At 64.2% G+C, this 22,647-nt stretch carries 20 protein-coding genes; 10 read left to right on the forward strand and 10 right to left on the reverse strand.

Annotated features, from left to right (window positions below):
* The first annotated feature begins 5 nt into the window (after positions 1–5).
* Positions 6–176 carry a DUF3117 domain-containing protein gene (locus KBX18_RS06315; RefSeq protein WP_083770323.1) on the forward strand — a complete coding sequence of 57 codons (171 nt, stop codon included), beginning with the start codon at positions 6–8 and terminating at the stop codon, positions 174–176.
* Positions 177–181: 5 nt separating this feature from the next.
* Positions 182–1,057, forward strand: coding sequence for a methyltransferase domain-containing protein (locus KBX18_RS06320; RefSeq protein WP_255995270.1), 876 nt, complete (start codon positions 182–184; stop codon positions 1,055–1,057).
* 27 nt (positions 1,058–1,084) lie between these two features.
* Here KBX18_RS06320 and KBX18_RS06325 read toward each other — a convergent pair whose 3' ends face one another.
* Both KBX18_RS06325 and glgA read right to left on the reverse strand, forming a co-directional pair.
* Positions 1,085–2,473: a GH32 C-terminal domain-containing protein gene (locus tag KBX18_RS06325; protein ID WP_255995271.1), complete on the reverse strand. Its 1,389-nt coding sequence runs from the start codon at positions 2,471–2,473 to the stop codon at positions 1,085–1,087.
* Between the two features lie 13 nt (positions 2,474–2,486).
* Complete coding sequence (gene glgA, locus KBX18_RS06330; RefSeq protein WP_255995273.1) at positions 2,487–3,659, reverse strand: glycogen synthase; 1,173 nt, start codon at positions 3,657–3,659, stop codon at positions 2,487–2,489.
* Positions 3,660–3,724: 65 nt separating this feature from the next.
* On the opposite strand from glgA, the gene glgC reads away from it, so the two are divergent.
* On the forward strand, positions 3,725–4,951 hold the full coding sequence (gene glgC, locus KBX18_RS06335; protein ID WP_005290771.1) for a glucose-1-phosphate adenylyltransferase: 1,227 nt from the start codon (positions 3,725–3,727) through the stop codon (positions 4,949–4,951).
* Here the strand turns inward: glgC and KBX18_RS06340 are convergent.
* Positions 4,948–5,607, reverse strand: coding sequence for an O-methyltransferase (locus tag KBX18_RS06340; RefSeq protein ID WP_255995274.1), 660 nt, complete (start codon positions 5,605–5,607; stop codon positions 4,948–4,950). The genes glgC and KBX18_RS06340 overlap by 4 nt on opposite strands.
* Before the next feature lie 86 nt (positions 5,608–5,693).
* Between KBX18_RS06340 and sigE the strand changes: the two genes are divergently transcribed.
* From sigE to tatB, 3 genes are read left to right on the forward strand one after another with little or no spacing between them, the layout of a single operon-like run.
* Positions 5,694–6,293 (forward strand): RNA polymerase sigma factor SigE, encoded by a 600-nt coding sequence (gene sigE / locus KBX18_RS06345; protein ID WP_370686971.1) that lies wholly within the window; start codon positions 5,694–5,696, stop codon positions 6,291–6,293.
* Between the two features lie 10 nt (positions 6,294–6,303).
* Positions 6,304–6,603, forward strand: coding sequence for a zf-HC2 domain-containing protein (locus tag KBX18_RS06350; protein ID WP_255995276.1), 300 nt, complete (start codon positions 6,304–6,306; stop codon positions 6,601–6,603).
* A 4-nt stretch (positions 6,604–6,607) separates the two neighbouring features.
* Positions 6,608–7,093, forward strand: a complete 486-nt coding sequence (gene tatB / locus KBX18_RS06355; protein WP_255995277.1) for a Sec-independent protein translocase protein TatB — start codon at positions 6,608–6,610, stop codon at positions 7,091–7,093.
* A gap of 16 nt (positions 7,094–7,109) precedes the next feature.
* Here the strand turns inward: tatB and KBX18_RS06360 are convergent, their stop codons facing one another.
* The 3 genes from KBX18_RS06360 to KBX18_RS06370 form a co-directional block, all read right to left on the reverse strand.
* Positions 7,110–7,760: a hypothetical protein gene (locus tag KBX18_RS06360; RefSeq protein ID WP_255995279.1), complete on the reverse strand. Its 651-nt coding sequence runs from the start codon at positions 7,758–7,760 to the stop codon at positions 7,110–7,112.
* Between the two features lie 6 nt (positions 7,761–7,766).
* The gene (locus KBX18_RS06365) at positions 7,767–7,955 is read right to left on the reverse strand and encodes a hypothetical protein (protein WP_040423784.1); all 189 of its coding nucleotides are present in this window, start codon (positions 7,953–7,955) and stop codon (positions 7,767–7,769) included.
* Positions 7,956–8,062: 107 nt separating this feature from the next.
* Positions 8,063–9,205, reverse strand: coding sequence for an Mrp/NBP35 family ATP-binding protein (locus KBX18_RS06370; RefSeq protein WP_005290749.1), 1,143 nt, complete (start codon positions 9,203–9,205; stop codon positions 8,063–8,065).
* Between the two features lie 98 nt (positions 9,206–9,303).
* On the opposite strand from KBX18_RS06370, the gene KBX18_RS06375 reads away from it, so the two are divergent.
* Together KBX18_RS06375 and KBX18_RS06380 are read left to right on the forward strand one after the other, a co-directional pair.
* Positions 9,304–10,053, forward strand: coding sequence for a general stress protein (locus tag KBX18_RS06375; protein WP_255995280.1), 750 nt, complete (start codon positions 9,304–9,306; stop codon positions 10,051–10,053).
* Positions 10,054–10,914, forward strand: a complete 861-nt coding sequence (locus KBX18_RS06380; protein WP_255995282.1) for a hypothetical protein — start codon at positions 10,054–10,056, stop codon at positions 10,912–10,914.
* 83 nt (positions 10,915–10,997) lie between these two features.
* On the opposite strand, the gene KBX18_RS06385 is transcribed toward KBX18_RS06380, so the two are convergent.
* From KBX18_RS06385 to KBX18_RS06395, 3 genes are all read right to left on the reverse strand, one after another.
* Entirely contained in the window at positions 10,998–14,765 is a 3,768-nt protein-coding gene (locus KBX18_RS06385) for a multifunctional oxoglutarate decarboxylase/oxoglutarate dehydrogenase thiamine pyrophosphate-binding subunit/dihydrolipoyllysine-residue succinyltransferase subunit (RefSeq protein ID WP_255995283.1), read from the reverse strand.
* Positions 14,766–14,832: 67 nt separating this feature from the next.
* Positions 14,833–18,522, reverse strand: coding sequence for an ABC transporter ATP-binding protein (locus KBX18_RS06390; RefSeq protein ID WP_370687229.1), 3,690 nt, complete (start codon positions 18,520–18,522; stop codon positions 14,833–14,835).
* Positions 18,519–19,505: a hypothetical protein gene (locus KBX18_RS06395; protein ID WP_255995284.1), complete on the reverse strand. Its 987-nt coding sequence runs from the start codon at positions 19,503–19,505 to the stop codon at positions 18,519–18,521. Before KBX18_RS06395 ends, KBX18_RS06390 begins: the two co-directional genes overlap by 4 nt.
* Positions 19,506–19,608: 103 nt before the next feature.
* Here KBX18_RS06395 and KBX18_RS06400 point away from each other — a divergent pair, with 103 nt between their 5' ends.
* Both KBX18_RS06400 and KBX18_RS06405 read left to right on the forward strand, forming a co-directional pair.
* Positions 19,609–21,174 carry a carboxylesterase/lipase family protein gene (locus KBX18_RS06400; RefSeq protein ID WP_255995285.1) on the forward strand — a complete coding sequence of 522 codons (1,566 nt, stop codon included), beginning with the start codon at positions 19,609–19,611 and terminating at the stop codon, positions 21,172–21,174.
* Positions 21,175–21,267: 93 nt separating this feature from the next.
* Entirely contained in the window at positions 21,268–22,089 is an 822-nt protein-coding gene (locus KBX18_RS06405; RefSeq protein ID WP_255995286.1) for a hypothetical protein, read from the forward strand.
* A gap of 10 nt (positions 22,090–22,099) precedes the next feature.
* Here KBX18_RS06405 and KBX18_RS06410 read toward each other — a convergent pair whose 3' ends face one another.
* A complete protein-coding gene (locus KBX18_RS06410; protein ID WP_255995287.1) occupies positions 22,100–22,579 on the reverse strand; it encodes a hypothetical protein in 480 nt (159 codons plus the stop codon).
* Between the last annotated feature and the right edge of the window lie 68 nt (positions 22,580–22,647).

Here is a 22,647-nt window from a genome sequence, read left to right on the forward strand (position 1 = left end):
ACTGCATGGCTGCAATGAAGCCACGTACCGGAAATGGTCCCATGGAGGTTGTGGAGGAAAGCCGCAAGATTGTCATGCGCATTCCGTCCGACGGTGGCGGCCGTCTCGTTGTGGAGCTGAACAACGAAGAGGCGGCTGAGCTGGGCAACCTGCTGCTCGGCGTCGCAGGCGAGTAAGCCGCATGCTGCGAGATATTGTCGACGTTCTCGCTGACCCCGTCGACGGCACACCTTTGCACGGCGCAGATGATTTCGCGCGTCTGGTGTCTGAGTCCGGGCATTCCTACGATGTAGCACGCCAAGGGTATGTCACGCTCGCGTCCGGTGCGGGCATCGCGCATGAGGGTGACAGCCCGGCGATGGTCGTTTCCCGCGAGGCGTTCTTGTCGCGTGGGCACTTCGCGCCGTTCGTGGAGACAGTCACCGAACGCGTCCTCGACGCCCTTGCGCTTAACGACGATTCCTCCGATCCCTCCGCCCCCACCATCCTCGAAGTCGGTGCCGGCACCGGTTACTACCTGGCCCACACGCTCGATGCGGTGGACGGGGCACGCGGGGTCGGTGTGGACATTTCGGTCCCGGCGGCGAAACATCTGGCGAAGTCGCACCCGAGAGTGGGCGCGATCGTCGCGGATGTGTGGCAGGGGCTGCCGGTGCGTGACCAGTCCGTCGACGTGATCACGGTCATCTTCGCGCCGCGCAACCCGGCCGAGTTCGCCCGAGCGCTTGTTGGCGGCGGTGAGGCGATCATTCTCACGCCTCAATCCGGCCACCTCGACGAACTGCGTGAGCAGCTGGGCATCCTCGGCGTCGAAGAGGGCAAAGTCGAGCGAATGCTTGAGCAGGCCGCCGGCTACCTGGAACCGGTCGGCGACGACCCGCACGAATTGATCGAGTTCCCCATGAAGCTCGACCGCGAATCGATTGCCGCCCAGGTGGGCATGAGCCCCTCGGCACGCCATCTCGCCCCGGAGGTTCTCGCCGAGCGCGTCGCCGCTCTACCGGAGACGATGACGGTGACGGCGCGGGCGCAGCTCACCCGCCTCCGGAAGGTCTAGGCGCGAAGGACTTAGCGCGCGGCGTGTTTAGCGCGCAGCGCCGCGGCGCCACTGGTTGAGGATCTGCGCGTCACCGGAGGTGCTCACGCGCAATCCCGTCGCGCCGACCTCGGGCCAGAAGCGGCTGGAGAAGGTGACGGCGCCGCCGCCGGCGAAGATTTCGAGGGCGGAGCCGTCGATAAGCACGGAGATGTGGTCCTCGTCCTCGTCGTCGAGCGAGGCGGAGGCCGGATCACCGTCGTGCCTATCCACGGTGATCTGGTCGCCGGAGTGGGTGATGGTCACGCAGACGTTGTCGGCGGCGTCGACAATCTCGACCTTCACTTCGGAGCCGGCGGGGATGTCGCACATGCCGGTCCACAGCATCGCGTGCTCGGTGGCGTCGACGGCGTCCGGCAGGCCCGGAGCGGGGGTCTGGTAGAGCTGCCCGCCGGCGAGGGTGACAACGCGCGGCAGGGACAGGGCGTTGGCCCAGCCTTCCGCTGCCCAGGACGGCTGGGATGTCGGGTCGCCGCCGCGGCCGGTTTCTGCGAGGAGGCCGAAGATGCGGGCTTCGGCGTAGCGCTCGTCGTCGGAAAGCGTGCCGGGCACGAAGTTGGTGGTGCGGGGGCGGGTGAAGTCGTGGCCGTGGTCGATGCGGCTAAACGGTGCTTTGACGGTGAATTCGTTGCCGTTGAGCTCGCCGATCAGGTAGCCGGACAGGTCCCATTTGTCCAGCTCTTGGGTGAGGAAGAGGACGTCGTAGATGAAGCCGTCGACCTCGTCTCGCAGGCGGAAGATGCGCGGAGCGACGACGGGGACGTCCGAAGGAATGCCGGTGTCGCCGACGAAGCGCAGCGGGCCGATGAGCGTCCAGGTGTCCTCTTCGGCGGATTCGAGCACGACGGGCACGGGGTTGTCGGCCTCGCCGGTGCTGGCGAGCATGAGCCAGCCGGATTGGCCCTGCTCACGGTCGTCGGAGGCGCTCCAGTCGGGCACGACACACGGGGAGCGGAAGCGGATGAAGCGGCCTTTGTCTTTCACCACTGGACCCATACGGCGCACACCGGGGTCAATCTCGCTGGAGTCGTCGATATTGTCGCAGAGGGAACCGATGTCGTCGATACGCGCGACCTGGATCGTGGTGCCGGCAGATGTCTCGGACGTAAAGTAGAGGTCGGTGCCGGCGGGTCCAACGACGACAGAACCGGCGAGCACGCGCGTTTCGCCGCCGACGGGTGCGATGACATCGTTGCACTCGTAGAAGTCGAACGGGTTGCCCTCGGAGAACTTGTGCGCCCAGCGCGCGGGTGCGCCCGGTTCGGCTTCGTACTGGTAGAACAGGTGCCAGTCGTCGCCGTCGCGAAGCATGCCGGCAGCGGCGTCGAGGATGCCGTTGTCCGCAGTGACGTGCAGTTCCGGTCTCAAGGTGCTCAACTGTGCTCCTTTGTTAGATCAGCGACTTGTAGATGTCGACGGTCTCCTGGGCGATCTTGTCCCAGGTGAATTCTTTCTTCACGCGCGCCAGGCCTGCCTGCGCGTAGCGTTTGGTCAGGTCGGCGTCCGCGGCGAGCGTGTTGACGGCCTCGGCCAGATCCTTCTCGAAGGTTTCTGTGTCGTCTTTGTCGTAGTGGACCAGGGTACCTGTCTCACCGTCGACGACAACCTCCGGAATGCCGCCCACGTCGGAGGCGACAACAGCGGTTTCGCACGCCATAGCCTCCAGGTTGACGATGCCCAGCGGCTCATACACCGACGGGCAGACGAAGATGTCTGCGGCGGAGTAAATCTCGCGGATTTCTTCCTTCGGCAGCATGTCGGTGACCCAGTACACGCCTCCGCGGCCTTCACGCAGCTTATCGACGAGCGCCTGCGTCTCGTCCGCAATCTCCGGCGTATCCGGAGCACCCGCACAGAGAATGATCTGAATGTCCTCGTCGAAGTTCTGGGCCGCCTTGACCAGGTGGGGGACACCTTTTTGGCGGGTGATGCGGCCGACGAACGCGACGACGGGCTTGGAGGTGTCTACGCCGAGGCGCTCGATGACACCGTTGCTCTCCGCGTCACTAGGGGCGACGCGGTGCCAGTCGTCCGTGTCGATGCCGTTGAGCACGACGTGGACCTTGTCTTCGTCGATGTTCGGGTAGGCCTCGAGGATCGCTTTCTTCATGCCGGTGGAGACACCGATGACCGCGTCGGCGTTTTCCATCGCGTTCTTCTCGGACCAGGAGGAGATGTCGTAGCCGCCGCCGAGCTGCTCGCGCTTCCACGGGCGGTCCGGTTCCAGCGAGTGGGCAGTGACCACGTGGGGGACACCGTGCAGGAGGCCAGCAAGGTGGCCGCCCAGGCCGGTGTACCAGGTGTGCGAGTGGACCACGTCGACGTTGTCGGCGGCATGCGCCATCCGGAGACCAGTGGACAGCGTCTTGATCGCGCCGTTGGCCTCGGTCAGTTCCGGGTCGACGCCGTGGACGTAGATGTTCTCGCCCTCGCGCGGTTCGCCCATGCAGTGGACGTCCACGTCGACGATGTCACGCATGAAACGGGTCAGTTCAGTCACGTGGACACCTGCCCCGCCGTACACTTCCGGCGGGTACTCGCGGGTCATCATTCCGACTCTCATGCTTTCCGAGACTAGTGACATTTCAAAGCGTGCGCACGGATGGGATTTTCCCTAGTCTGGGCAGTATGAACAGTCGCCAGCCGAATGTCCTCGCCATCGTCCTCGCCGGCGGTGAAGGCAAGCGCCTTTTCCCGCTGACTCTCGACCGTGCCAAGCCTGCCGTGCCCTTTGGCGGTAACTACCGTCTCATCGATTTCGTACTGTCCAACCTGGTCAACGCCGGATATATGCGCATCGCTGTGTTGACGCAGTACAAGTCGCATTCGTTGGACCGTCACGTGGCTACCGCGTGGAACTTCTCCGGCCCGACGCACCAGTACATCGCGTCCGTGCCGGCGCAGCAGCGCCTGGGCAAGCGCTGGTACCAAGGGTCGGCGGACGCGCTGCTGCAGTCGCTCAACCTGATCTTCGACGAGTCTCCGGATTACGTTTTGGTCTTCGGCGCCGACCACGTCTACCGCATGGACCCGGCGCAGATGGTGGAGGACCACATTGCGTCCGGCAAGGAATGCACGGTTGCTGGCATCCGCGTCCCGCGTTCTGAGGCCACGGCGTTCGGGTGCATCCAGGCTGACGAGAACGGCTCCATCACCGAGTTCCTGGAGAAGCCGGCTGACCCTCCGGGCACCCCGGACGACCCGGATGTTACCTACGCGTCGATGGGCAACTACTGCTTCTCCACGGAGGCGCTCATCTCCGCTCTGCGCGAGGACAATGTCAACGAGGCGTCTGAGCACGACATGGGCGGCGACATCATCCCGTTCTTCGTGCGTAAAGGCCAAGCTAATGTTTACGACTTCTCCTCCAACGAGGTCCCGGGCGCGACCGAGCGAGATAAGGGCTACTGGCGTGATGTCGGTACGATCGACAACTTCTATGACGCGCACATGGATCTCATTTCGATCCACCCGGTGTTCAACCTGTACAACAAGTCGTGGCCGATTCACTCGACTGAGGACGAGAACTTGCCGCCGGCAAAGTTCGTCTCCGGAGGTATTGCGCAGGAGTCCATTATCGCACCGGGTTCGATCATTTCAGGTGCGACGGTGCGCAACTCGGTGCTGTCTACTGACGTGCACGTCGAGGACGGCGCAACGGTCGAATCTTCAGTGCTCATGCCGGGTGTGCGCGTGGGGAAGGGCGCCATTGTCCGCCACGCGATCCTGGACAAGAACGTCTACGTGTCCGACGGCGGCACGGTGGGCATCAACCGTGCCCACGACGAGGAGCGCGAGTTCAAGATCTCTGACGGCGGGGTCACCGTCGTGGGCAAGGGCGAGGTAGTGTACTAGCCTTTTCGCGTCACCAGCGTCACGCCAGCATCTAGCGGAAGACGCGTGACGACGGCCCCCTCAAACCCCTCCACAACCTCATCCGCTTCACGGGCGGCGAGGGTGTCGCGGTCTTTCCGGGAGGGGTCGGCGATGGTGCCGTCGAGAAGCGATCCCACGACCACGAGGGTGCCGCCGGGGCTGAGCAGTGGCCATGCGGCCTCGATCGCGGCCGGCAGGTCGACGGGCTCAACGTCCATGTAAACCACGTGGTACGCCTGCGTGGCCAGGCGGCCAAGAACGTCGAGCGGGCGCGAGGGGAGGAACCGGGTGCGCGAGGTGGGGTAGCCCGCTTCGCGGAACAGCGCTTTCGCGCGGTTTTGGTGGTCCGCCTCTGGATCGATACAGGTCAATGTGGATTTTTCGGGCAGGCCGTGGAGGATGTGCAGCCCGACGACACCGGCGGCCGGGGTGATCGCCACCGCGCCCGTCGCGCCAGAACCCGCCGCACCTGCGCCTGCAGCCAGGGTGCCCAGCAGGTTGCCGAGGGCGGGGGAGGGGGCGGTGAGGCCGTACTCGGCGGCGTCGGCATGCGCGATGGCATGGTTGGCGTCCATCGGCGCGGATTCGATGTAACTAGTCAGGGAAGTAAATGCAGAATCGCTCACGCGCCTCATCCTACTGGGCCGCGGGGGCAGGGACTGTCAGCAACTTGGCAGGACCTGTTATGGCGTGCGGAAAGGGGATGGGGGACAATAACACCATGAGTTTGGTGTCCTCCGATCAAGAGCTAAGCGGCACGGCCGCATTCGACGCAGGGCACTCTGCGATGCCGACCTGGGCGGAGCTCGTGGAGGAACACGCCGACAGCGTCTACCGTCTCGCGTTTCGTCTTTCCGGTAACCAGCAGGACGCGGAAGACCTGACGCAGGAAACGTTCATGCGCGTTTTCCGCAGCGTGAAGTCCTACAAGGCGGGCACCTTCGAGGGCTGGCTGCACCGCATCACCACCAACCTCTTCTTGGACATGGTGCGCCACCGCAGCAAGATCCGCATGGAGGCTCTGCCGGAGGATTATGAGCGTGTTCCGGGCACCGCGATGACGCCCGAGCAGGCATACACCGTCTCCAACCTGGACCCAGCGCTGCAGGAGGCGCTCGACGAGCTCAGCCCCGAATTCCGTGCCTCCGTCGTGCTGTGCGATGTGGTGGGCATGAGCTACGAAGAGATCGCCAAGACGCTCGGCGTGAAGATGGGCACCGTCCGCTCCCGCATCCACCGCGGCCGCAGCCAGCTGCGCGACTCCCTCGAGGCGAAAGCCCGCACCAACGAGGGGGCCCGCGAGCTCATCCGCGCGCGCTAAGGGGCTCGGCATGCGCCAGTTCGATTCCATCGACCACTTGAGTTACGAGGCTGTCGCCGCGCTTATCGACGGCGAACTGTCCCCCTCCGCCACCCAACGCGCCCACTCGCACCTCGCCGAATGCTCTGACTGCCGGGAGGAAACGCAGCGCCAGCAAGCGGCTGCTGCGGCAGTGCGGTTGCACAATGGGGATGGGTGTTTGCGGGCGCCGCGTTCGCTCGTCGAAAAGCTCGCGTTGATGACGGATGATGAGATCCCCGCCGAAGAAACGCACTCGCTGTGGTCGAAGTTGCGCGGCGGGTTAAAGTGAAGGTGTGTTTGATTCCATCGGCTGGCTCGAGATCTTCGTTGTCATTCTCGTGGGCCTCATCGTCATCGGGCCCGAGCGCCTGCCTGGAGTCATCGAGGATGTCCGCGCCGCGATTTTCGCTGCCCGCCGCGCCATCAACAACGCCAAGGCCGAGCTGAACGGCGAATTCGACCAGTTCGAGGAATTCCGCCAGCCGATCAACACCGTCACCGAGTACGCCGCGATGGGCCCCAAGCGTGCCATCGCCAAAGTGCTTTTCGACGAAGAAGGCGACTACCTCGATCAATTCGACCCCCGCACAATGATGAACGAGGATCCGCACTTGGCATCCTCCGGTTCCACCGCCGCGAGTTCCGGATCGGGTTCTACCGCGGCGCAGCAGAACCAGCCGCAGCGCCCGCGGCGCCGTCAGCCGGGGGTGAAAAAGCAGGAGCCGCCGCAGCCGCCGCAGGCTTCGGGCGGGGGATTCTCCTGGGCCGACGTGACCTAGAGCCGCGACCCGCTTATCACGGTGAGCTAACTGTGTATCCCAGATCCTCTAGCACCGAAATTGCAGTTGGAATGTTGTCCCGGATAACCGAGCTGGCTTGTAGTTCGTAGAATTTATCGCGGCTTTCGTCAAGGTGGCGCTGCCAACCGTCCCGCGGCTTAGCTCCGAACTCCTTGACTAGTAGTTCGATGACATCTTCAAGACTAACTCTGAATCGTCGATGACCCATCGGGAAGTGAACGTCTTGCTGGTGCGCTGCGGCATCGTATTTTCCGGCTCGCGCGAGGAGTAGGCCCAACGGCACCGAATCAGAATGAAACTGAAAATGACTAGACGGTTTGTTTCGAGCATCGCGTTCATACTCAAACCGCACGATCGGAACGAACTTCTGGAGAGCCTTGAACTGCACCTTGTAACTACTCGTTTCGATGGCTATCTGGGTTCCATCGGAACTCGTGCAGAGACGATATTCGCAGCGGAGGCTCAAACGGTCGCTCCCTGACTGCTCAATTTCCAGTGATTTTGTCAGGTTAAAGGTTGCACGGTTTTTATCTTTGGAGATGAGAAAGTCGCTCAACTCTGTTCTGCCGACGAGAGTGTCGTTAAGTAGGTCCTCGCTTTGCGAGGAGAAGTGGTGAACTTTCGCACTAAAAGTCTGCGAGTCCAAGGGCTTCTAACCCTCGATGAGCCAGTTCAGAGATTCGTAGCGGTTGAGCAGACGCTCTTCTTCGAAGTTGATCGCACCCGCGTCTTTCAATCGGCGGAGCACATCAACGGTGTAGGGGGCCATTTCGTTCTTGACGCTGGTGAGCTGCTCCCGGAGCTGAGCTTCACTGAGCTCCTTGAACACTGGTGCTGACATGATTCCTCCTTCGCACTGAGAAACGTGACGTATTCGGGATGAATGCCACAAGAATACTGAACAAGTCAGCAGCCCGCGAATGGCTCGCCAGGTAGGGTGGGACCGCGCTAGTTACCCGTTACGCCGAGATTGAGGTTCTTGCCCGCCAGGGACTCTCGGCGCACCTTGAGCTTCTCAGCGATAGCGTTGATCGCCTGCGCCGAGGGGGAGTCAGGGGCGGAGATGGCAACGGGTGTGCCGTCATCGCCATGCTCGCGCAGCGAGGGATCGAGCGGGACGGAGCCGAGCAGGGGAACGTCCTCGCCGGTGATGACGGAGAGGCGCTCAGCCACGTGCTCGCCGCCGCCGGTGCCGAAAATGTCCAACATGGTGCCGTCGGGCATGGCCATCGCGGACATGTTCTCGATGACGCCGGCGATCTTCTGGCCGGTCTGCTGGGAGATGGAGCCGGCTCGCTCGGCGACCTCCGAGGCGGCGGCCTGCGGGGTGGTCACAATGATCAGCTCTGCGTTGGGCACGAGCTGAGCCACAGAGATGGCGATGTCACCGGTTCCCGGCGGTAAATCCATGAATAAGACGTCGAGCTCGGACCAGTACACATCGGTGAGGAACTGCTGAATAGCCCGGGTGAGCATGGGGCCGCGCCAGACAACGGGAGCGTTGCCTTCCACGAACTGGCCGATGGAGATGTGGCGGACGTCGTGGGCGATCGGGGGGAGGAGCATCTCGTCGACAACCGTGGGGCCTTGGCCGGCCGAGCCCATGAGGCCGGGGACAGAGTGGCCGTAGATATCGGCGTCGAGAATGCCCACGGTCAACCCCTGGGCCGCGAGCGACGTCGCCAGGTTGACTGTCATCGAGGACTTGCCGACACCACCCTTGCCCGACGCGACCGCGAACACGCGCGTCGTCGAACCGGGCTGAGCGAACGGAATGACCGGATCGGACTTGTCACCCTTGAGACGCTGCGCCAACGCGCGGCGCTGCTCCTCGCTCATGGTGTGCATGGTCACGCTGACTTCGCCGACGCCGTCGAGTTCCTCAAGCACCGCGCGCACGTTGCCGTGGATAGTGTCGCGCATCGGGCATGCCGCGATGGTCAGATAGATGCCCACGGCGACATCGCGGCCTTCGATCCGGACAGATTCGACCATGTCGAGGTCGGTGATCGGTTTGCCGATCTCGGGGTCGTCGACACGCGCGAGGGCGTTGCGGACAGCTGCTTCAGTAATTGGTGCGGTGTCACTCATCGTGGGAACAGTATATGTCAGTGCTCAACCTGCTCCTAGCCTGGCATTACAATCATGGGAGTACGCGATATCTATTACCGAATTGAGGATTAGCAGCCATGACCCAGCCGTATAACCAGCAAGCCCGCCCGCAAGCGTTGCAGCGCCCGTCCGGGTGGCCGGTCGGTAGCTTCAATACCTACGCCGAGGCGCAAGCTGCTGTCGACGGCCTGTCCGACCGAGAGTTCCCCGTCGAGAACCTCACCATCGTCGGTGTGGACCTGATGCAGGTGGAGAAGGTCACCGGGCGGCTGACTTGGGGGCGCGTCCTGGGCGGCGGTGCGCTGTCGGGCCTGTGGCTGGGTCTGTTCGTCGGTCTGCTGTTCGCAATGTTCAGCCCCAACGTCTGGGGTTCGCTGTTCACCGCGCTCGTTATCGGTGTCATCTTCGGCCTCATCTTCGCGGCCGCCGGTTACGCATTCACGCAGGGTAAGCGCGACTTTTCCTCCATGACCACCATCGTCGCCGGGCGTTACGACGTCCTCTGCGAAGCCTCCCAAGCCCCCCGCGCCAAGGACATGATCAACCAAATGGGCAAGCCGGGACAGCCCGCGCCGCAGCGGGAGCAGATCCAGCAGGGGCAGCCGCGGGAGCCGCATGTTGGTGCCCAGCCGCACGAGCCGCACGAGCCGCAAGCGCGTCCTCAGACCGCCCAGCCGGAACCGGCACCGCACGAGCGTCCGGTTCAGCCGGAGGAGCTCCGCTGGCGGCCGGTGGGGGTGGAGGCGTCGGAAAGCTACCGCGTTGAACCGCGCGACCACGCTGAAACCAACATTGACCCCGACAACCCGGCTCACCCGGAGCGTTAAGTGCTGGGGAGAAAACTCGCTGTCAACGTCCTCGCAGTGGCGACTGCGCTGACGCTTTCGTCCTGCGCGCAGGACGGTTCTGAACCGGTGGTCATTGCCGCCGATCCTTCCGATCCGGAGCAGTGGGTGCTTGCCGAGATCTACCGGCAGGTCATTGAACTCGACGGCCGCCCGGTTGGGATCGTCGGAGTTGAACTCGCAACTGCCTCAGACAAGCTGGAAATGCTCCAGTCGGGTGAAGCGAATCTGGGAGTCTTCTGCTCCGGCACCCTTGTGGAAGGCGAGAACCCCGGTGAGGAGGCGAAACTTCGCGCGCAGATCGCCACCGCCAATGAAGAAGACCTGGATGTCCAGGACGCGACCTACGATGCTGCTGCTGGCACGCTCCCCGGTGACTTCATGACGTTGGATCCTTCGCCAGCTCAAGGGTGCGAACCCGAGGACGACGGCGGTGCTTTGCAGAATCCGGAAAGCACACGCGGGGTTGAACCGAGACGCGGGGACAACGCGAAACCGAAGGACGATATCCCGGAGGGACAGCCCCCAGAAGGGCAACCCACGGACGCACCGCCAACGGACGCACTACCCACGAACGCACCGCCCGCCGAGGCGAACGAGCAGGAGACATTGCCACGCAACATCATGCCCGTCTTCAAGGTGGGATTGTTCGATCGTGGTATCCGGCAAGCGATGCATAAGGCCACCCGCGCGCTGAGCACGGAGGATCTCCAAAAGCTGGTCGAGCGGACGAAGACGGAGGGAGATCCCTCGCGTGCTGTGAATGATTGGATGATGGAGAAGACCGGTATGGGGGCTGAACTCCAGCGCATCGTCGAAGAGGGCGAAGCCCGGGACTCCTAAGCAGAGCCCAACGCACGACGGAAAGCCCGCCACCCGGAGGTTGAACTCCAGGTGGCGGGCTTTAGGTTGTCTAAGGGGAGGGGTTAGTCGGCGAAAGCTTCGTCGAGAAGCGCCTTCTCCTCTTGCTGGTGCACCTTGGACACGCCGGTTGCAGTCGTGGACTGGGAGCGGCGGGAGATGCGGCGCATCGGCGGCATGTTCTCCACGTAGTTGGCCAGGTGCTCGTTGTAGAACGGCCACGGACCCTGGTTTGCGGGCTCGTCCTGGACGAAGCGGATCTCTTCGGCGTTCGGGTAGTTGGCGAAGGCGTCGGAGAGGCGGTTGAAGGGGATCGGGTGGAGCATCTCGATGCGGATGATCGCGACGTCGTCACGCCCGTCCTTCTGGCGGCGCTTCTCCAGCTCGTAGTAGATCTTGCCGGAGCACAGCATGATCGTCTTGACCTTCTCGGCGTCGCCGATGACCTTGTTGTTCGCGTCAACGAGGTTCGGGTCATCGATGACGGAACGGAATCCGGTGGTCTCGATGAATTCTGCCGGCTGCGAGATAGCTGCCTTGTTGCGCAGCATGGACTTCGGGGTGAAGATGACCAGCGGGCGGCGCATTTCACCGAGCGCCTGGCGGCGCAGCAGGTGGAAGTGGTTAGCCGGGGTGGACGGCTGAGCGATGGTCATGGACCCCTCAGCAACGAGCTGCAGGAAGCGCTCGATGCGTGCCGACGAGTGGTCCGGGCCCTGGCCCTCGTAACCGTGCGGCAGCAGCATGATCAGGCTGGAAAGCTGGCCCCACTTGGTCTCACCGGAGGAGATGTACTCGTCGATGATGGTCTGGCCGCCGTTGGCGAAGTCGCCGAACTGGGCCTCCCAGGCAACCAGGGCGTCCGGGTTGCCGACGGTGTAGCCGTACTCGAAGCCCAGACCGCCGAACTCCGTCAGAGCGGAGTTGTAGATCTGGAAGCGGCCGCCGTTGCCAGCCTCGATAGCGATGGCGTCGAGCGGGTTGTACTGTTCCGCGGTGCTCGGGTCGAACAGGACACCGTGGCGCTGGGTGAAGGTACCGCGTTTGGAATCCTCGCCGGCGAGGCGGACGAGCTTGCCGTCGTGCGCCAGGGAGCCGAAGGCGAGCAGCTCGCCCCATGCCCAGTCGATGTCGCCACCGTCGAAGGAGCCGCCGCGGGCCTTCAGAACGGTCTTCAGGCGCTTGTTCGGCGTGAAGTCGTCCGGCAGGTTGGCGTAAGCATCAGCCAGCTTCTTGAACAGGTCCTCGTCGATGGAGGTGTCCAGGCCGCGGGTGAGCTCCTGGGACTCGGTGATGCCGGTCTGCTCGGCGGGGGAGCCGCCGCCTTCCTTGACGTCGTTGAACACGGAGTCCAGCTGGTCGTGGAAGTCCTGTGCGGCGATCTCGGCTTCTTCCTCGGTGATATCGCCACGGCCGATGAGGTCCTTGGTGTAGCGGGTACGCACAGACGGGTGGGAGTCGATGCGCTCGTACATGACCGGCTGGGTCACCGACGGGTCATCGGCCTCGTTGTGGCCGCGCAGGCGGTAGCAGATGAGGTCGATGAAGACGTCCTTGCCGAATTCGCGGCGGTACTCGGTGGCCAGCTGGCCGACCCATGCGGCTGCTTCAGGGTCGTCGCCGTTGACGTGGAAGACCGGGCAATCGAAGCCCTTGGCCAGGTCGGTGGCGTAGTAGGTGGAACGGCCCTGGTCCGGGGTGGTGGTGAAGCCGACCTGGTTGTTCACCACGATGTGGACGGTGCCGCCGACATCGTAGCCGGTCAGCTTGGACATGTTCAGGGTCTCCTGAACCACGCCCAGGCCGGTGAAGGAGGCGTCGCCGTGGAGCATCATCGGGACGATGGGGTGGTCGTCGGCGGGCTGGCCGTGGTTGATGATGTCCTGCTTCGCGCGGGCGATACCGACCAGAACCGGGTCGACAGCTTCCAGGTGGGACGGGTTGGCGGCCAGGGAGACCTTGATGTCGCCGTCGCCGAACATCTGGATGTGCTCGCCTTCGAAGCCGAGGTGGTACTTCACGTCGCCGGAGCCGCCCTGCTGGGCGGGCTGCAGGTTACCCTCGAACTCGCCGAAGATGGTCTTGACCGGCTTGCCCACGATGTTGAACAGCACGTTCAGGCGGCCGCGGTGCGGCATGCCAATGACAACCTCGTCGAGGCCCTGGCCGGCAGCGGTGTCAATGACGGCATCCATGAGCGGGATCAGCGTTTCCGCGCCTTCGAGGGAGAAGCGCTTCTGACCCAGGTACTTGGTCTGCAGGAAGTTCTCGAAGGCCTCAGCGGCGTTGAGCTTCTGCAGGATGTACTTCTGCTCGGCGTTGGTCGGCTTGGGCATGCCCACCTCGAGGCGGTCGCGCAGCCAGTCACGCTCGTCGCGGTCGAGGACGTGGGTGTACTCGGCACCGACGTGGAGTGTGTAGGCGGCGCGCAGGCGGGTAATTACCTCGCGCAGCGTCATGGTCTCCTTGCCGCCGAAGCCGCCGACGTTGAACGTGCGGTCCAGGTCCCACAGGGTCAGGCCGTGGGTCTCCAGCAGCAAGTCGGACACGTCCGGCTTGGGCAGGCCCGGCTGCTCCCAGTTGAGCGGGTTGGTGTCGGCGATGAGGTGGCCGCGGGAGCGGTACGCCTCGATCAGGTTCATCACACGGGTGGACTTGTCCACACCGGTGTTGGGGATGTCCTGCGCCCAACGCATCGGGGCATACGGGATGGACATGGCGTCGAAGATTTCGTCCCAGAATTTATCGTCGATAAGCAACTGGGAGATGTCGCGCAGGAACTCGCCGGACTCCGCGCCCTGGATGACGCGGTGGTCGTAGGTGGAGGTCAGCGTGGTCAGCTTGCCCACACCGAGCTCGGCGAGACGGTCCTCAGAAGCACCGGCGAACTCAGCCGGGTAGTCCATCGCGCCGACACCGACGATGGTGCCCTGGCCCTTGGTCAGGCGCGGGATGGAGTGGCGGGTGCCAATACCGCCCGGGTTGGTCAGCTGAATGGTGACACCCTGGAAGTCGTCGATCTTCAGCTTGTTGTCGCGGGCGCGGGCGACAATGTCCTCGTACGCCCGGACAAACTGCTCGAAGGTGAGGGTCTCGCACTCCTTGATGGCGGCGACCACGAGCGCGCGGGTGCCGTCCTTCTGCGGGAGGTCAATAGCTAGACCGAGGTTAATGTGCTCCGGCGTGACCACGAACGGTTTGCCGTCCTTGACGGTGTAGTTGACGTTCATGCCCGGGTGGATCATGGCGGACTTCACAATGGCCCAGCCGATGATGTGCGTGAACGAGATCTTGCCGCCGCGGGTGCGCTTGAGGTGGTCGTTGATCTGCGCACGGTTTTCGAACATGAGCTTGACCGGCATGTCGCGCACGGTCGTCGCCGTCGGAACGGTCAGGGACTCGTCCATGTTCTTAGCGATGGCCTTGAAGGTGCCCTTCAGCTGGGTCTCGCCAGCCTCAGGCAGCGGCTTGACTTTTTCCATCGGGGACGGCTTCGGGGTCTTCTTAGCTGCGTTCTTCTCGGAAGGCTGGGACTTGGCCGTAGTCTCAATCGCCTTGTCCACCTTGGTTTCGCGGCCGTCCTGGGACGGGGCACCGGTGGTCTCAGCGACCTTGGTTTCGGTGCGGGCCCGGTGCGGGCGGTCGTTGGAGCCGCTGTCTGCTGCGGCCTTCTTAGCAGCCGGGGAGGCAAGCGGCGCTCCGGAGTCCGGGGTGCCCTTCTTGTCGAACAACTCGCGCCACTCTTCGTCGACGGAGTTGGGATCCTCCTGGTACTGCTGGAACATCTCATCAACCAGCCAGTCATTTTGGCCGAAAGTGTTCTCGCTGCTCACGGCAGTTGCTCGCCTCGCTTCTTTGTTGTTTTCCGTGTAATCGGTTTGTTTTATCGGGTCAGCTCCGTCACGTGCGGTGCTGGCCATCGACAGCCCACAATACTGCATACTTTCCGCCCTGGCGGAGCAGCTCCTCGTGGGTACCGTCCTCAATGATACGTCCTTGGTCTATGACGAGGATTCGGTCGGCCCTCCGCGCCGTGGCGAGGCGGTGCGCGACGATAACGGAGGTGCGTCCGCGGGTGGTTTTGGCAGCCGCGTCGAGCACGTCGCGTTCGGTCACGGGGTCGAGGGTGGCGGTGGCTTCGTCGAGAAGCACGACGCGCGGGTGGAGGATTTCCGCGCGGGCGAGCGCGATGATTTGGCGCTGCCCGGAACTCAAGCCGCGACCGCGTTCGCCAACGGGGTGGTTGAATCCGCCGGGGATGGAGGCGATGACGCCGAGCGCCCCGATGCGTCGGACGGCATCCTCGACCTCGGCCGCGGTGGCGTCCGAGACTCCGTAAGAGATGTTGTCGGCCACGGTCCCGGGAAACAGGTAGGACTCCTGCGGCACCTGGGCGAGTGCGCGCCGCCAGTCCACGAGCGGGAATGCGCGCACGTCCGCGCCGCTCGCGGTCACAGCGCCCGTCACGGGATCATAGAAACGCGCCAACAGCTTGACGACGCTTGATTTGCCCGCCCCCGTCGGCCCCACCAGGGCAACAGTCTGACCTGGCTGGACGGTGACGGCGACATCACTAAGCACATCGGGGCCGTCGGCGGTGTAGGAGAAAGTGACGTTCTCCAGGGCGAGCTCGCCCTGTGCGGCGGTGGCAGCGCCCGTGCGGGTACCGGTGTCGGGAACCGTGGTCTCAGTGTCGAGCAGTTCGCGGATGCGGTCGAAGCTGACGGTGGCTTGCTGCCAGGAGTCGAAAATCTGGCCCAGCTGCTGGATCGGCCCGTACAGCAAGCTCAAGTACATGGTGAAAGCGACCAGCACACCGACCGACAGGGTGCCTTCGGCGACGCGGGTCGCGCCCACACCGACCACTACTGCTGTCATGATCTGGGTGATCGCTTGCATGCCGTTGAAGTAGAAGGCGACGAGCAGCTGGGAGCGCATGCGCAAGCGCCGATACTTCTCGCTTTCGTCGCGGAAGCCTGCTTCTGCAACCGGCTCCATCAGGTGCATCTGGCTGCTGCGGATGCCGCCGATGAGCTCAGCGAACTCCCCGTTGACCGCCGAGATCTGTGCACGGGCTTGGGCGTGGAAACGCTTTGAGTAATGGCGGAACACCACCGTGATCACCGCGATGATGGGCACTGCGGCGAGAGCGATGAGCGCCAGTGAACCGTCGGTGGCCACGAGCATGACAGTGACACCAATGAGCGTGCCGACGGAGACCACCGCCTGCGCCAATCCCGTCTGCAGGAAACTGGATAGCGTGTCGATGTCGGTGGTCATCCGCGTCATGATCCGCCCCGACAGATTCGACTCGAAGTAGCTCAGACCCAGTTTCTGCAAGTGGTCATAACTACGGACCCGCAAGCCGTAGAGGAGCCGCTCGCCGGAGCGCGAGGACAGTACCGTCATCGCGGCGTTCGCAGCCCAGGCGATGACCACAACGACGAGGGCGGCCGCGCCGACGATCCACAGCGCGTTCGAGTCGCCCGCCTGGATGCCGCGGTCGATCGCAGTGCGCACCAGGGTGGGGAAGGCCAAGTCCGTGAGCACCCCGACAACGAGTAAGAGCGTGACGGCGAGGATGAGCCAGCGCACGGAGCGCAGCATCGCGCGCACACCCTCCGGGATGGTGCCAGTGGGTTGTTCCATGGCAGGAGGGAGGTGTTCGAGGCGCTCCAACAACTCCGGCGTCGCGGTGACCACGCGGGCGGCACCCCCGCCTCCGCCGCCGCGACCACCGCCACCGCCGAAACCGGCCCCGGCTCCGGCGCCCGCTGCTCGGGTGAGCACGTGCTCGTGGCTTTCTTCAGCGACCTCGGGCCAGAGTTGGTCGTGGGAAGGTTCGGGACGCTGGGCGCGGCCGACATCCGGGTCCATGAGCGCGCGGTAGAGGTCAGTCTCCACAATCTCCTCGCGCGGACCGTCGGCGACCACGCGGCTGCCGCCGCTGCCCTCACCGTCCGCAGGGGAGAGGATGATCACCCGGTCGGCGTGGTCCACCGTCGACTGCCGGTGCGCCACGGCAATGAGAGTCACGCCTTCGAGGTTGTCGCGCAGATTGCGCAGGATAGTCGACTCGGTGGAGGCGTCGATAGCTGAGGTCGCGTCGTCGAGCACGAGCACCGCCGGCTGAGACAGAAGCGCGCGGGCAAGCGCGATGCGTTGACGCTGCCCGCCAGACAACGTCAGGCCGCGCTCGCCGACGACAGTGTCGTAACCGTCGGGGAGGTTCTCGATGAACTCGTCGGCGCAGGCCATCCGTGCCGCGTGGGCGACCTCGGCGTCGGTGACGCCAGCACCCATGGCGATGTTGTCCCGGATGGAGACGGAGAAGAGGAACGCCTCGTCGAAGACGCAGGTGACTGCTTTGCGGATTTCCCTGGCGGGAAAGTCTGAGTAGCGGAACCGTTGCCCGGAGGCGTCGATAAGCGACATGCTCCCGGAATCTGGGGTGTAGAACGCGCCTGCGAGCTGGACCGCCATGGACTTGCCGGCGCCAGCGGGGCCGATGACGCTGACGTGCTCGCCGGGGGAGACGGTGAAGCTGACATCGTCGAGCACGCAGCGTCCGTCGGTGGTGAAGGCGACGTGGTCGAAGTCGATGCCGGCGGGGCCGTCGGGCAGCGCTGGTGCAGTGGGCGCGGGTTGCTCCGGGGAGAGGGCGAGAACTTCGTCGAGCCGGTCGATGCCGCTCATGCCCATCTGCAGCGTGACGTAAGTGTTGGCCAGCATCGACATCGACTGCGTCAGTGACGTCAGATAAACGGTGAACGCGACGAATCCGCCGACTGTCATCCCGCCGCCGAGCGCGATGAGACCGCCCGCGACGATGGTGACCACCAGTGCGATGTTGGGGAGCTGGGTCAACGTCGGTTGGAACCGGGCCGTGAGTTTCGCCGCCCGCATCTTCACGGCGTAGAGGTCGCGGGCGAGCCGGTCGAGCACGGTCACCTCATGTTCAGCTCGGCCAAAGGCTTTGACCACGCGGACGCCGGAGACGGTTTGCTCGACGTGGCTGGCTAGCTCCGCCGCGGACTGCTGGTTCGCCCACGTGGCGGCGTACATGGATCTGCGTGAGCGGCCGCCGACCCACACGATGAGCGGGAGGAAACCCAGCGACATCAGCGTCAGCGGAACGTCAAGGGAGAGCATGACCGCCAGCGTGAGCAGCAATTGCACGAGGCGGGTGAGCGCGAGCGGCGCCATGGCAAAGACTGAGAACAGCTGCCCTAAGTCAGTAATCGAGCGCGAGACGATCTGCCCGGTGACAATGTCGTCCTGACCGGGACCGTCAAGGCGGTGCAGAGTTCTCAGCAGCTCCACCCGCACCCAATGCTGTGAGCGGGTGGCCAATGAACCGGCTGCCCAGCGGCGCAGCACCTGGAACGCGAACTGGGCAAGCGCTATACCCACCATCGCCCACGCGATCGTGGTGATGGATCCCTCGCGGGCGCCGGTGGCGACATCAACAGCTGCACCAGTCAACCCGGGAACAGCGACTTGCAGGACCGCCGCGACCACAGCGGTGATAAGCGTCAGGGCAGCGAATCCTGCATTCGCTTTCAGCGCGCGGGTCAGCAGAGGACTTATGCGGATTCACCCTTCGTGCCGCGAGAGAAGCGGCTGCGCAGAGCGTTTTCCTCCAGCTCGTCGGCGCTGCCGGTGATGCCGAGCTTTTCCAGGATGCCCTTCGCCTCTGGGTCGCCCTCGATCTCCGGGCCGTTGTCGCGGTTGTTACGGAAGACGGAGATCATCGCAGCAAGACGGGAGTTCTTGTCGGTCTCCGCCTTGTCCAGTTCTTCCTCGACCTCCGTCTTCGGTGGTAGCTCCTGAAGGAACTGGGCCGGCGGATGGCCGAGGTTGTTCGACACGTTGTCCACGACAGCCTTCGCCAGCTTGCGGTTGGCGTACAGGCCGGCCACCGCACCGATGCCGAACGGCATCAGCTTGCCGATCCACATCCGGCGCAGACGCTTCGAGATCGACTTCCTCAGCGCCCGCGTCATCATCGAGTTCGCCTGGTTGAGGGTGGGCCCGGTGAAGTTCTTCAGCATCTTCGGTCCTGGCATTCGTGCTGCCTCGGGCCCGATGAGCGTATCGACGATCGCCGTGCCCTGCGTGCCCAGCAAGACCATGAGAACGATCGCTTTGCGGTGCTCCTCATCGGAGATGTCTGCACCACGCAGGTACGCGGAACCGACCGTGTAGACAGCCGCCAAATCCACAAACAGGAGGGACTCCCCGGCAATCGCCGCCGTGCCGGTGACGAATCCGACACCGGGGATGGCGGCAGCACCGCCCGCACCGGCACCAGAACCGGCCGCGATAGTGAGGAAGTGCTTGTCCATCATCTCCTGGATCTGCTGCGGAGTGGCCTCCGGGTTCGCGCGGCGCAGGCGGTCCACGTAGGCCTCGATCAACCCGCTCTGCAGCCGGACCGCGCGATCAAGCGCTTTGATGAAGCCCTTGCCGATGGCAGAGGCGTTCTCCTCGATCTGCGCGGAGTCCGTGTAACCGCCCTGGGGGCCGTTTTCGGCCACGGCTTGATCGTTCTTCTTCTTGCGGCCGAACATGGTGATCTCGTCTCCTTGGGGGTTGGTGGAGGGAACATTAGTGTCGTGTTCCCGGCCACGTCATCATAGGCCGGGATTACATGACACGGCTACAGTTGTCCCCATGGCAGCTGTTTCCGCCACTGACCCCGTCGTGCACACCCATGCTGGGACAGTGCGCGGCGTTGTCGATCCTGGCTCGGGCATGCGCACGTGGCGCGGCATCCCGTACGGGGCGCCGACCGGCGGGAAGCACCGCTTCCACGCGCCGCGCCCCCGAGAGGCGTGGCGCGGGGAATTCGACGCCTCCGAGTTCAGCCAGCCCGCCATGCAAGGCACCTACGGGTGGAACGACAAAGTCATTGGCACCGAGGACTGCCTCACCCTCGACATTGTCCGCCCCGACACCGACGATGTTCTACCCGTCGTCGTCTACATGCACGGCGGGACCTTCCTCACCGGCGCCTCCCACGAGAAGGTGCTGCAAGGCCACGGTCTGGCCGCGGCGGCGGACATCGTCTACGTCTCGCTGAACTTCCGGCTCGGTGTGCTCGGCTACTTGGACATGCGCTCGCTCGGGCCGGACTGTGTGGCCAACCCCGCCACGTTGGACCAGATCCTCGCTCTGCACTGGGTGCGCGACAACATCGCCTTCTTCGGCGGAGACCCGAACCGGGTGACCATCATGGGCGAATCCGCAGGCGCCAACGCTGTGACCACCTTGATGAGCTCCCCGCAAGCGCGCGGCCTGTTCCACGGTGCAGTCGCGCAGTCGAATCCCGCCAGCGCGGTGCATTCGCGCGTCCAGGCGGCCATGTGGGTGCGCTCGCTTCTCGACGGCATGGGCATGTCCCGCCTGTCCACCCTCTCCGACCTCCGCGAGGTCGATGGGGAAGAACTAGTCCGCGTAGGCAATTCGTTGCTTGTGCGCTCTGGTGAGATGAAGTACCTCAACCTCGCGTTCATGCCCACGGTGGATGAGAACGTCTTGCCCAAGCACCCCATCGATGCCTTCACCGACAATGAGGAGGCGCCGGTGCCGCTGCTCATCGGCTCTAACTCCGGAGAAGCCAGCTTCACTAAAGCCATGTTCGTCTCCAGCAAGGCCCGCGGCCGGGCGGCGCGTCGGCTGCTAGAGGTTTACGACCCTGACCACGCCGACGCGATCCTGGAGGCCTACGACTGCGCGACCGAGCGCTCTGACTTCGCTGAGCTCGTCGCCGATGCTGTTTTCTGGGCCCCGTCGGTTCGGATTGCGACAGAACACCGCCGGGTTGCGCCGGTGTGGATGTACCACTTCGACTACGTCGTCCCCGCTCTAGAGCGTCTCGGTGTAGGCGCGATCCACACCGCCGACCTGGAGGCCATCTTCGGCCACCAGTTCGCCACCCCCGCCGGCTTGCTCACCCGTTTGGGCAAACGCGACGACTTCGCCGCCGTGAGCGAGCGCATGCAGCACCACTGGGGCCTGTTCTTCCACACGGGCCGCCCCGGCGATGACTGGCCGGAGTATGGTTTTCGCTCTGACCAGCGACCCGGCCGCGCTACAGCCGTCATCCGCACTCAACCCACGATCGTGTGGGACCCGAAGCCTGCCAAGCGCCGCGCTTGGGAAGGCTTCGAGATGACCCAGTGGGGCACTGGCCGGCCTGAGCTGCTGGAGTCCATCGCGGACTTCATCGGTGTCTAGCAGCGAATCCTCATGCAGTCTGCGACCAGCGCAGCTAGGCTAGTGGCGTCCGGGCGCGTCTAACCCCGGGAACCAAGGAAGGGAACCGGATCAATGAGCTTCTTCGAGGACATCGCCGCAGGTCTTGACCGCGAGGGCATTGAATCGCGCGTGCACGACGACACCATGTTCGTGCCCATTACCTCCGAGGTGGAGATCCACTTCGTGGAGATCGACCCGCACCTGCCGGCCGCGAACGTCTACATTGCCGCCGCCGATGTCGATGAGGATGACGAAGACTTCGAGGCTGTGCTCGTCTCCGTGGTTTTCTCTGTCGATGACGCAGTAGCGACCGTCGCACGCCACATGGCTACCGATCAGATCATCACGGTGCTGCGTGACCTGCTCGAAGGCACCGACGAGCGCATCGGAGACCTGGAGTTCTTCCAGGATCCGATTGACCCGCACCTAGTTCGCGCTGAGGTCGGCGAGAACGCTGAACTCCACGTCCAGGTCGAGGTCACAGACGGCACCCCGTGCGCTGCGGTCACGTTCGTCGCTCTGCCGGGCACCTACGACGACTTGCTCGACGACGCTATCGGTGAACTCTGGGATTCTGATGGTGATGCCGAGCTGACGGACGAGGACCGCGAGCGCCTTTTCGCCTCCCTTCACGCTGAGGCCTCTGCCGACGCCGAGTCCCTCGATTTGGGCACATTCTCCGACTTCGACCGGCTTTTCGACGTCCTGTGCCTCGCCGCCGACCAAGCCGAGGATTGGGAATCCCAACTGCTTCCCTTTGACGACGATGACTTCGACGAGCCCGAGGTCTACGACATCTTCGGAGCCGACGACGGCGAAGACGACGAAGACGAGGATGACGACGCGGAAGACCTCGATCCCATTGACGACGTCGACACCGAGGACGAGATCTAAGACCCCTCGCTTAGGCCGCCGCTAGGCCCTCGAACATGGAGGGCGGGGAGTAGACGGGGGCGAAGGTGCCGTCGACAAGCCAGACGAAGGTCGCGCCTGTGGGGGAGTAGACCTCGTGCACGGCGCCGGCCATGCTGGACGGAACCAGCGCGCGCACCCATGCCTCGGCGATGTTGCGGTCGACGGTGATGCCGCTGGCGTCAGTGAAGCGGACCTCAATGAGGTAGGCGGGGACATGGCGCTCGCCGAAGCCCTTGATGCGGGCGCGTGCCCGAGGGCCGACGCGGCGCCGGGTAATGGCCACGTTCAGTTGAGGCCCTCCGTCCATGCGGGGGAGAGTACGGGTCGGTGGCCGCCAGTCTGGGTTGGGGCGCGCCAGGGAACGCGGGTGATGAATGACCGCCTCAATGCGGTCGAGGGTCGGTGCGTGGCTGGAACGGATCTGGCGGGCGAGTTCTTGGCTGTAGGAGCTGTGGCTGATGTACGTCATGGATCAGAATCTACGAAGTGGCCCAGACACTCCCTCATCGAAGTCCGAACATGTGTTCTATCGCAAGC

It is taken from the genome of Corynebacterium sp. CCUG 69979 (assembly GCF_024454095.1).
GTDB lineage: Bacteria > Actinomycetota > Actinomycetes > Mycobacteriales > Mycobacteriaceae > Corynebacterium > Corynebacterium genitalium.

What these genes read in the sequence shown, in the direction of transcription:
- glgA (WP_255995273.1), bottom strand. Translation starts at nt 3,659, where the DNA reads ATGAGAGTCGGAATGATGACCCGCGAGTACCCGCCGGAAGTGTACGGC.
- KBX18_RS06315 (WP_083770323.1), top strand. Translation starts at nt 6, where the DNA reads ATGGCTGCAATGAAGCCACGTACCGGAAATGGTCCCATGGAGGTTGTG.
- KBX18_RS06365 (WP_040423784.1), bottom strand. Translation starts at nt 7,955, where the DNA reads ATGTCAGCACCAGTGTTCAAGGAGCTCAGTGAAGCTCAGCTCCGGGAG.
- KBX18_RS06395 (WP_255995284.1), bottom strand. Translation starts at nt 19,505, where the DNA reads ATGTTCGGCCGCAAGAAGAAGAACGATCAAGCCGTGGCCGAAAACGGC.
- glgC (WP_005290771.1), top strand. Translation starts at nt 3,725, where the DNA reads ATGAACAGTCGCCAGCCGAATGTCCTCGCCATCGTCCTCGCCGGCGGT.
- KBX18_RS06350 (WP_255995276.1), top strand. Translation starts at nt 6,304, where the DNA reads ATGCGCCAGTTCGATTCCATCGACCACTTGAGTTACGAGGCTGTCGCC.
- KBX18_RS06375 (WP_255995280.1), top strand. Translation starts at nt 9,304, where the DNA reads ATGACCCAGCCGTATAACCAGCAAGCCCGCCCGCAAGCGTTGCAGCGC.
- KBX18_RS06320 (WP_255995270.1), top strand. Translation starts at nt 182, where the DNA reads ATGCTGCGAGATATTGTCGACGTTCTCGCTGACCCCGTCGACGGCACA.
- KBX18_RS06405 (WP_255995286.1), top strand. Translation starts at nt 21,268, where the DNA reads ATGAGCTTCTTCGAGGACATCGCCGCAGGTCTTGACCGCGAGGGCATT.
- sigE (WP_370686971.1), top strand. Translation starts at nt 5,694, where the DNA reads ATGAGTTTGGTGTCCTCCGATCAAGAGCTAAGCGGCACGGCCGCATTC.
- KBX18_RS06340 (WP_255995274.1), bottom strand. Translation starts at nt 5,607, where the DNA reads ATGAGGCGCGTGAGCGATTCTGCATTTACTTCCCTGACTAGTTACATC.
- KBX18_RS06370 (WP_005290749.1), bottom strand. Translation starts at nt 9,205, where the DNA reads ATGAGTGACACCGCACCAATTACTGAAGCAGCTGTCCGCAACGCCCTC.
- KBX18_RS06400 (WP_255995285.1), top strand. Translation starts at nt 19,609, where the DNA reads ATGGCAGCTGTTTCCGCCACTGACCCCGTCGTGCACACCCATGCTGGG.
- KBX18_RS06410 (WP_255995287.1), bottom strand. Translation starts at nt 22,579, where the DNA reads ATGACGTACATCAGCCACAGCTCCTACAGCCAAGAACTCGCCCGCCAG.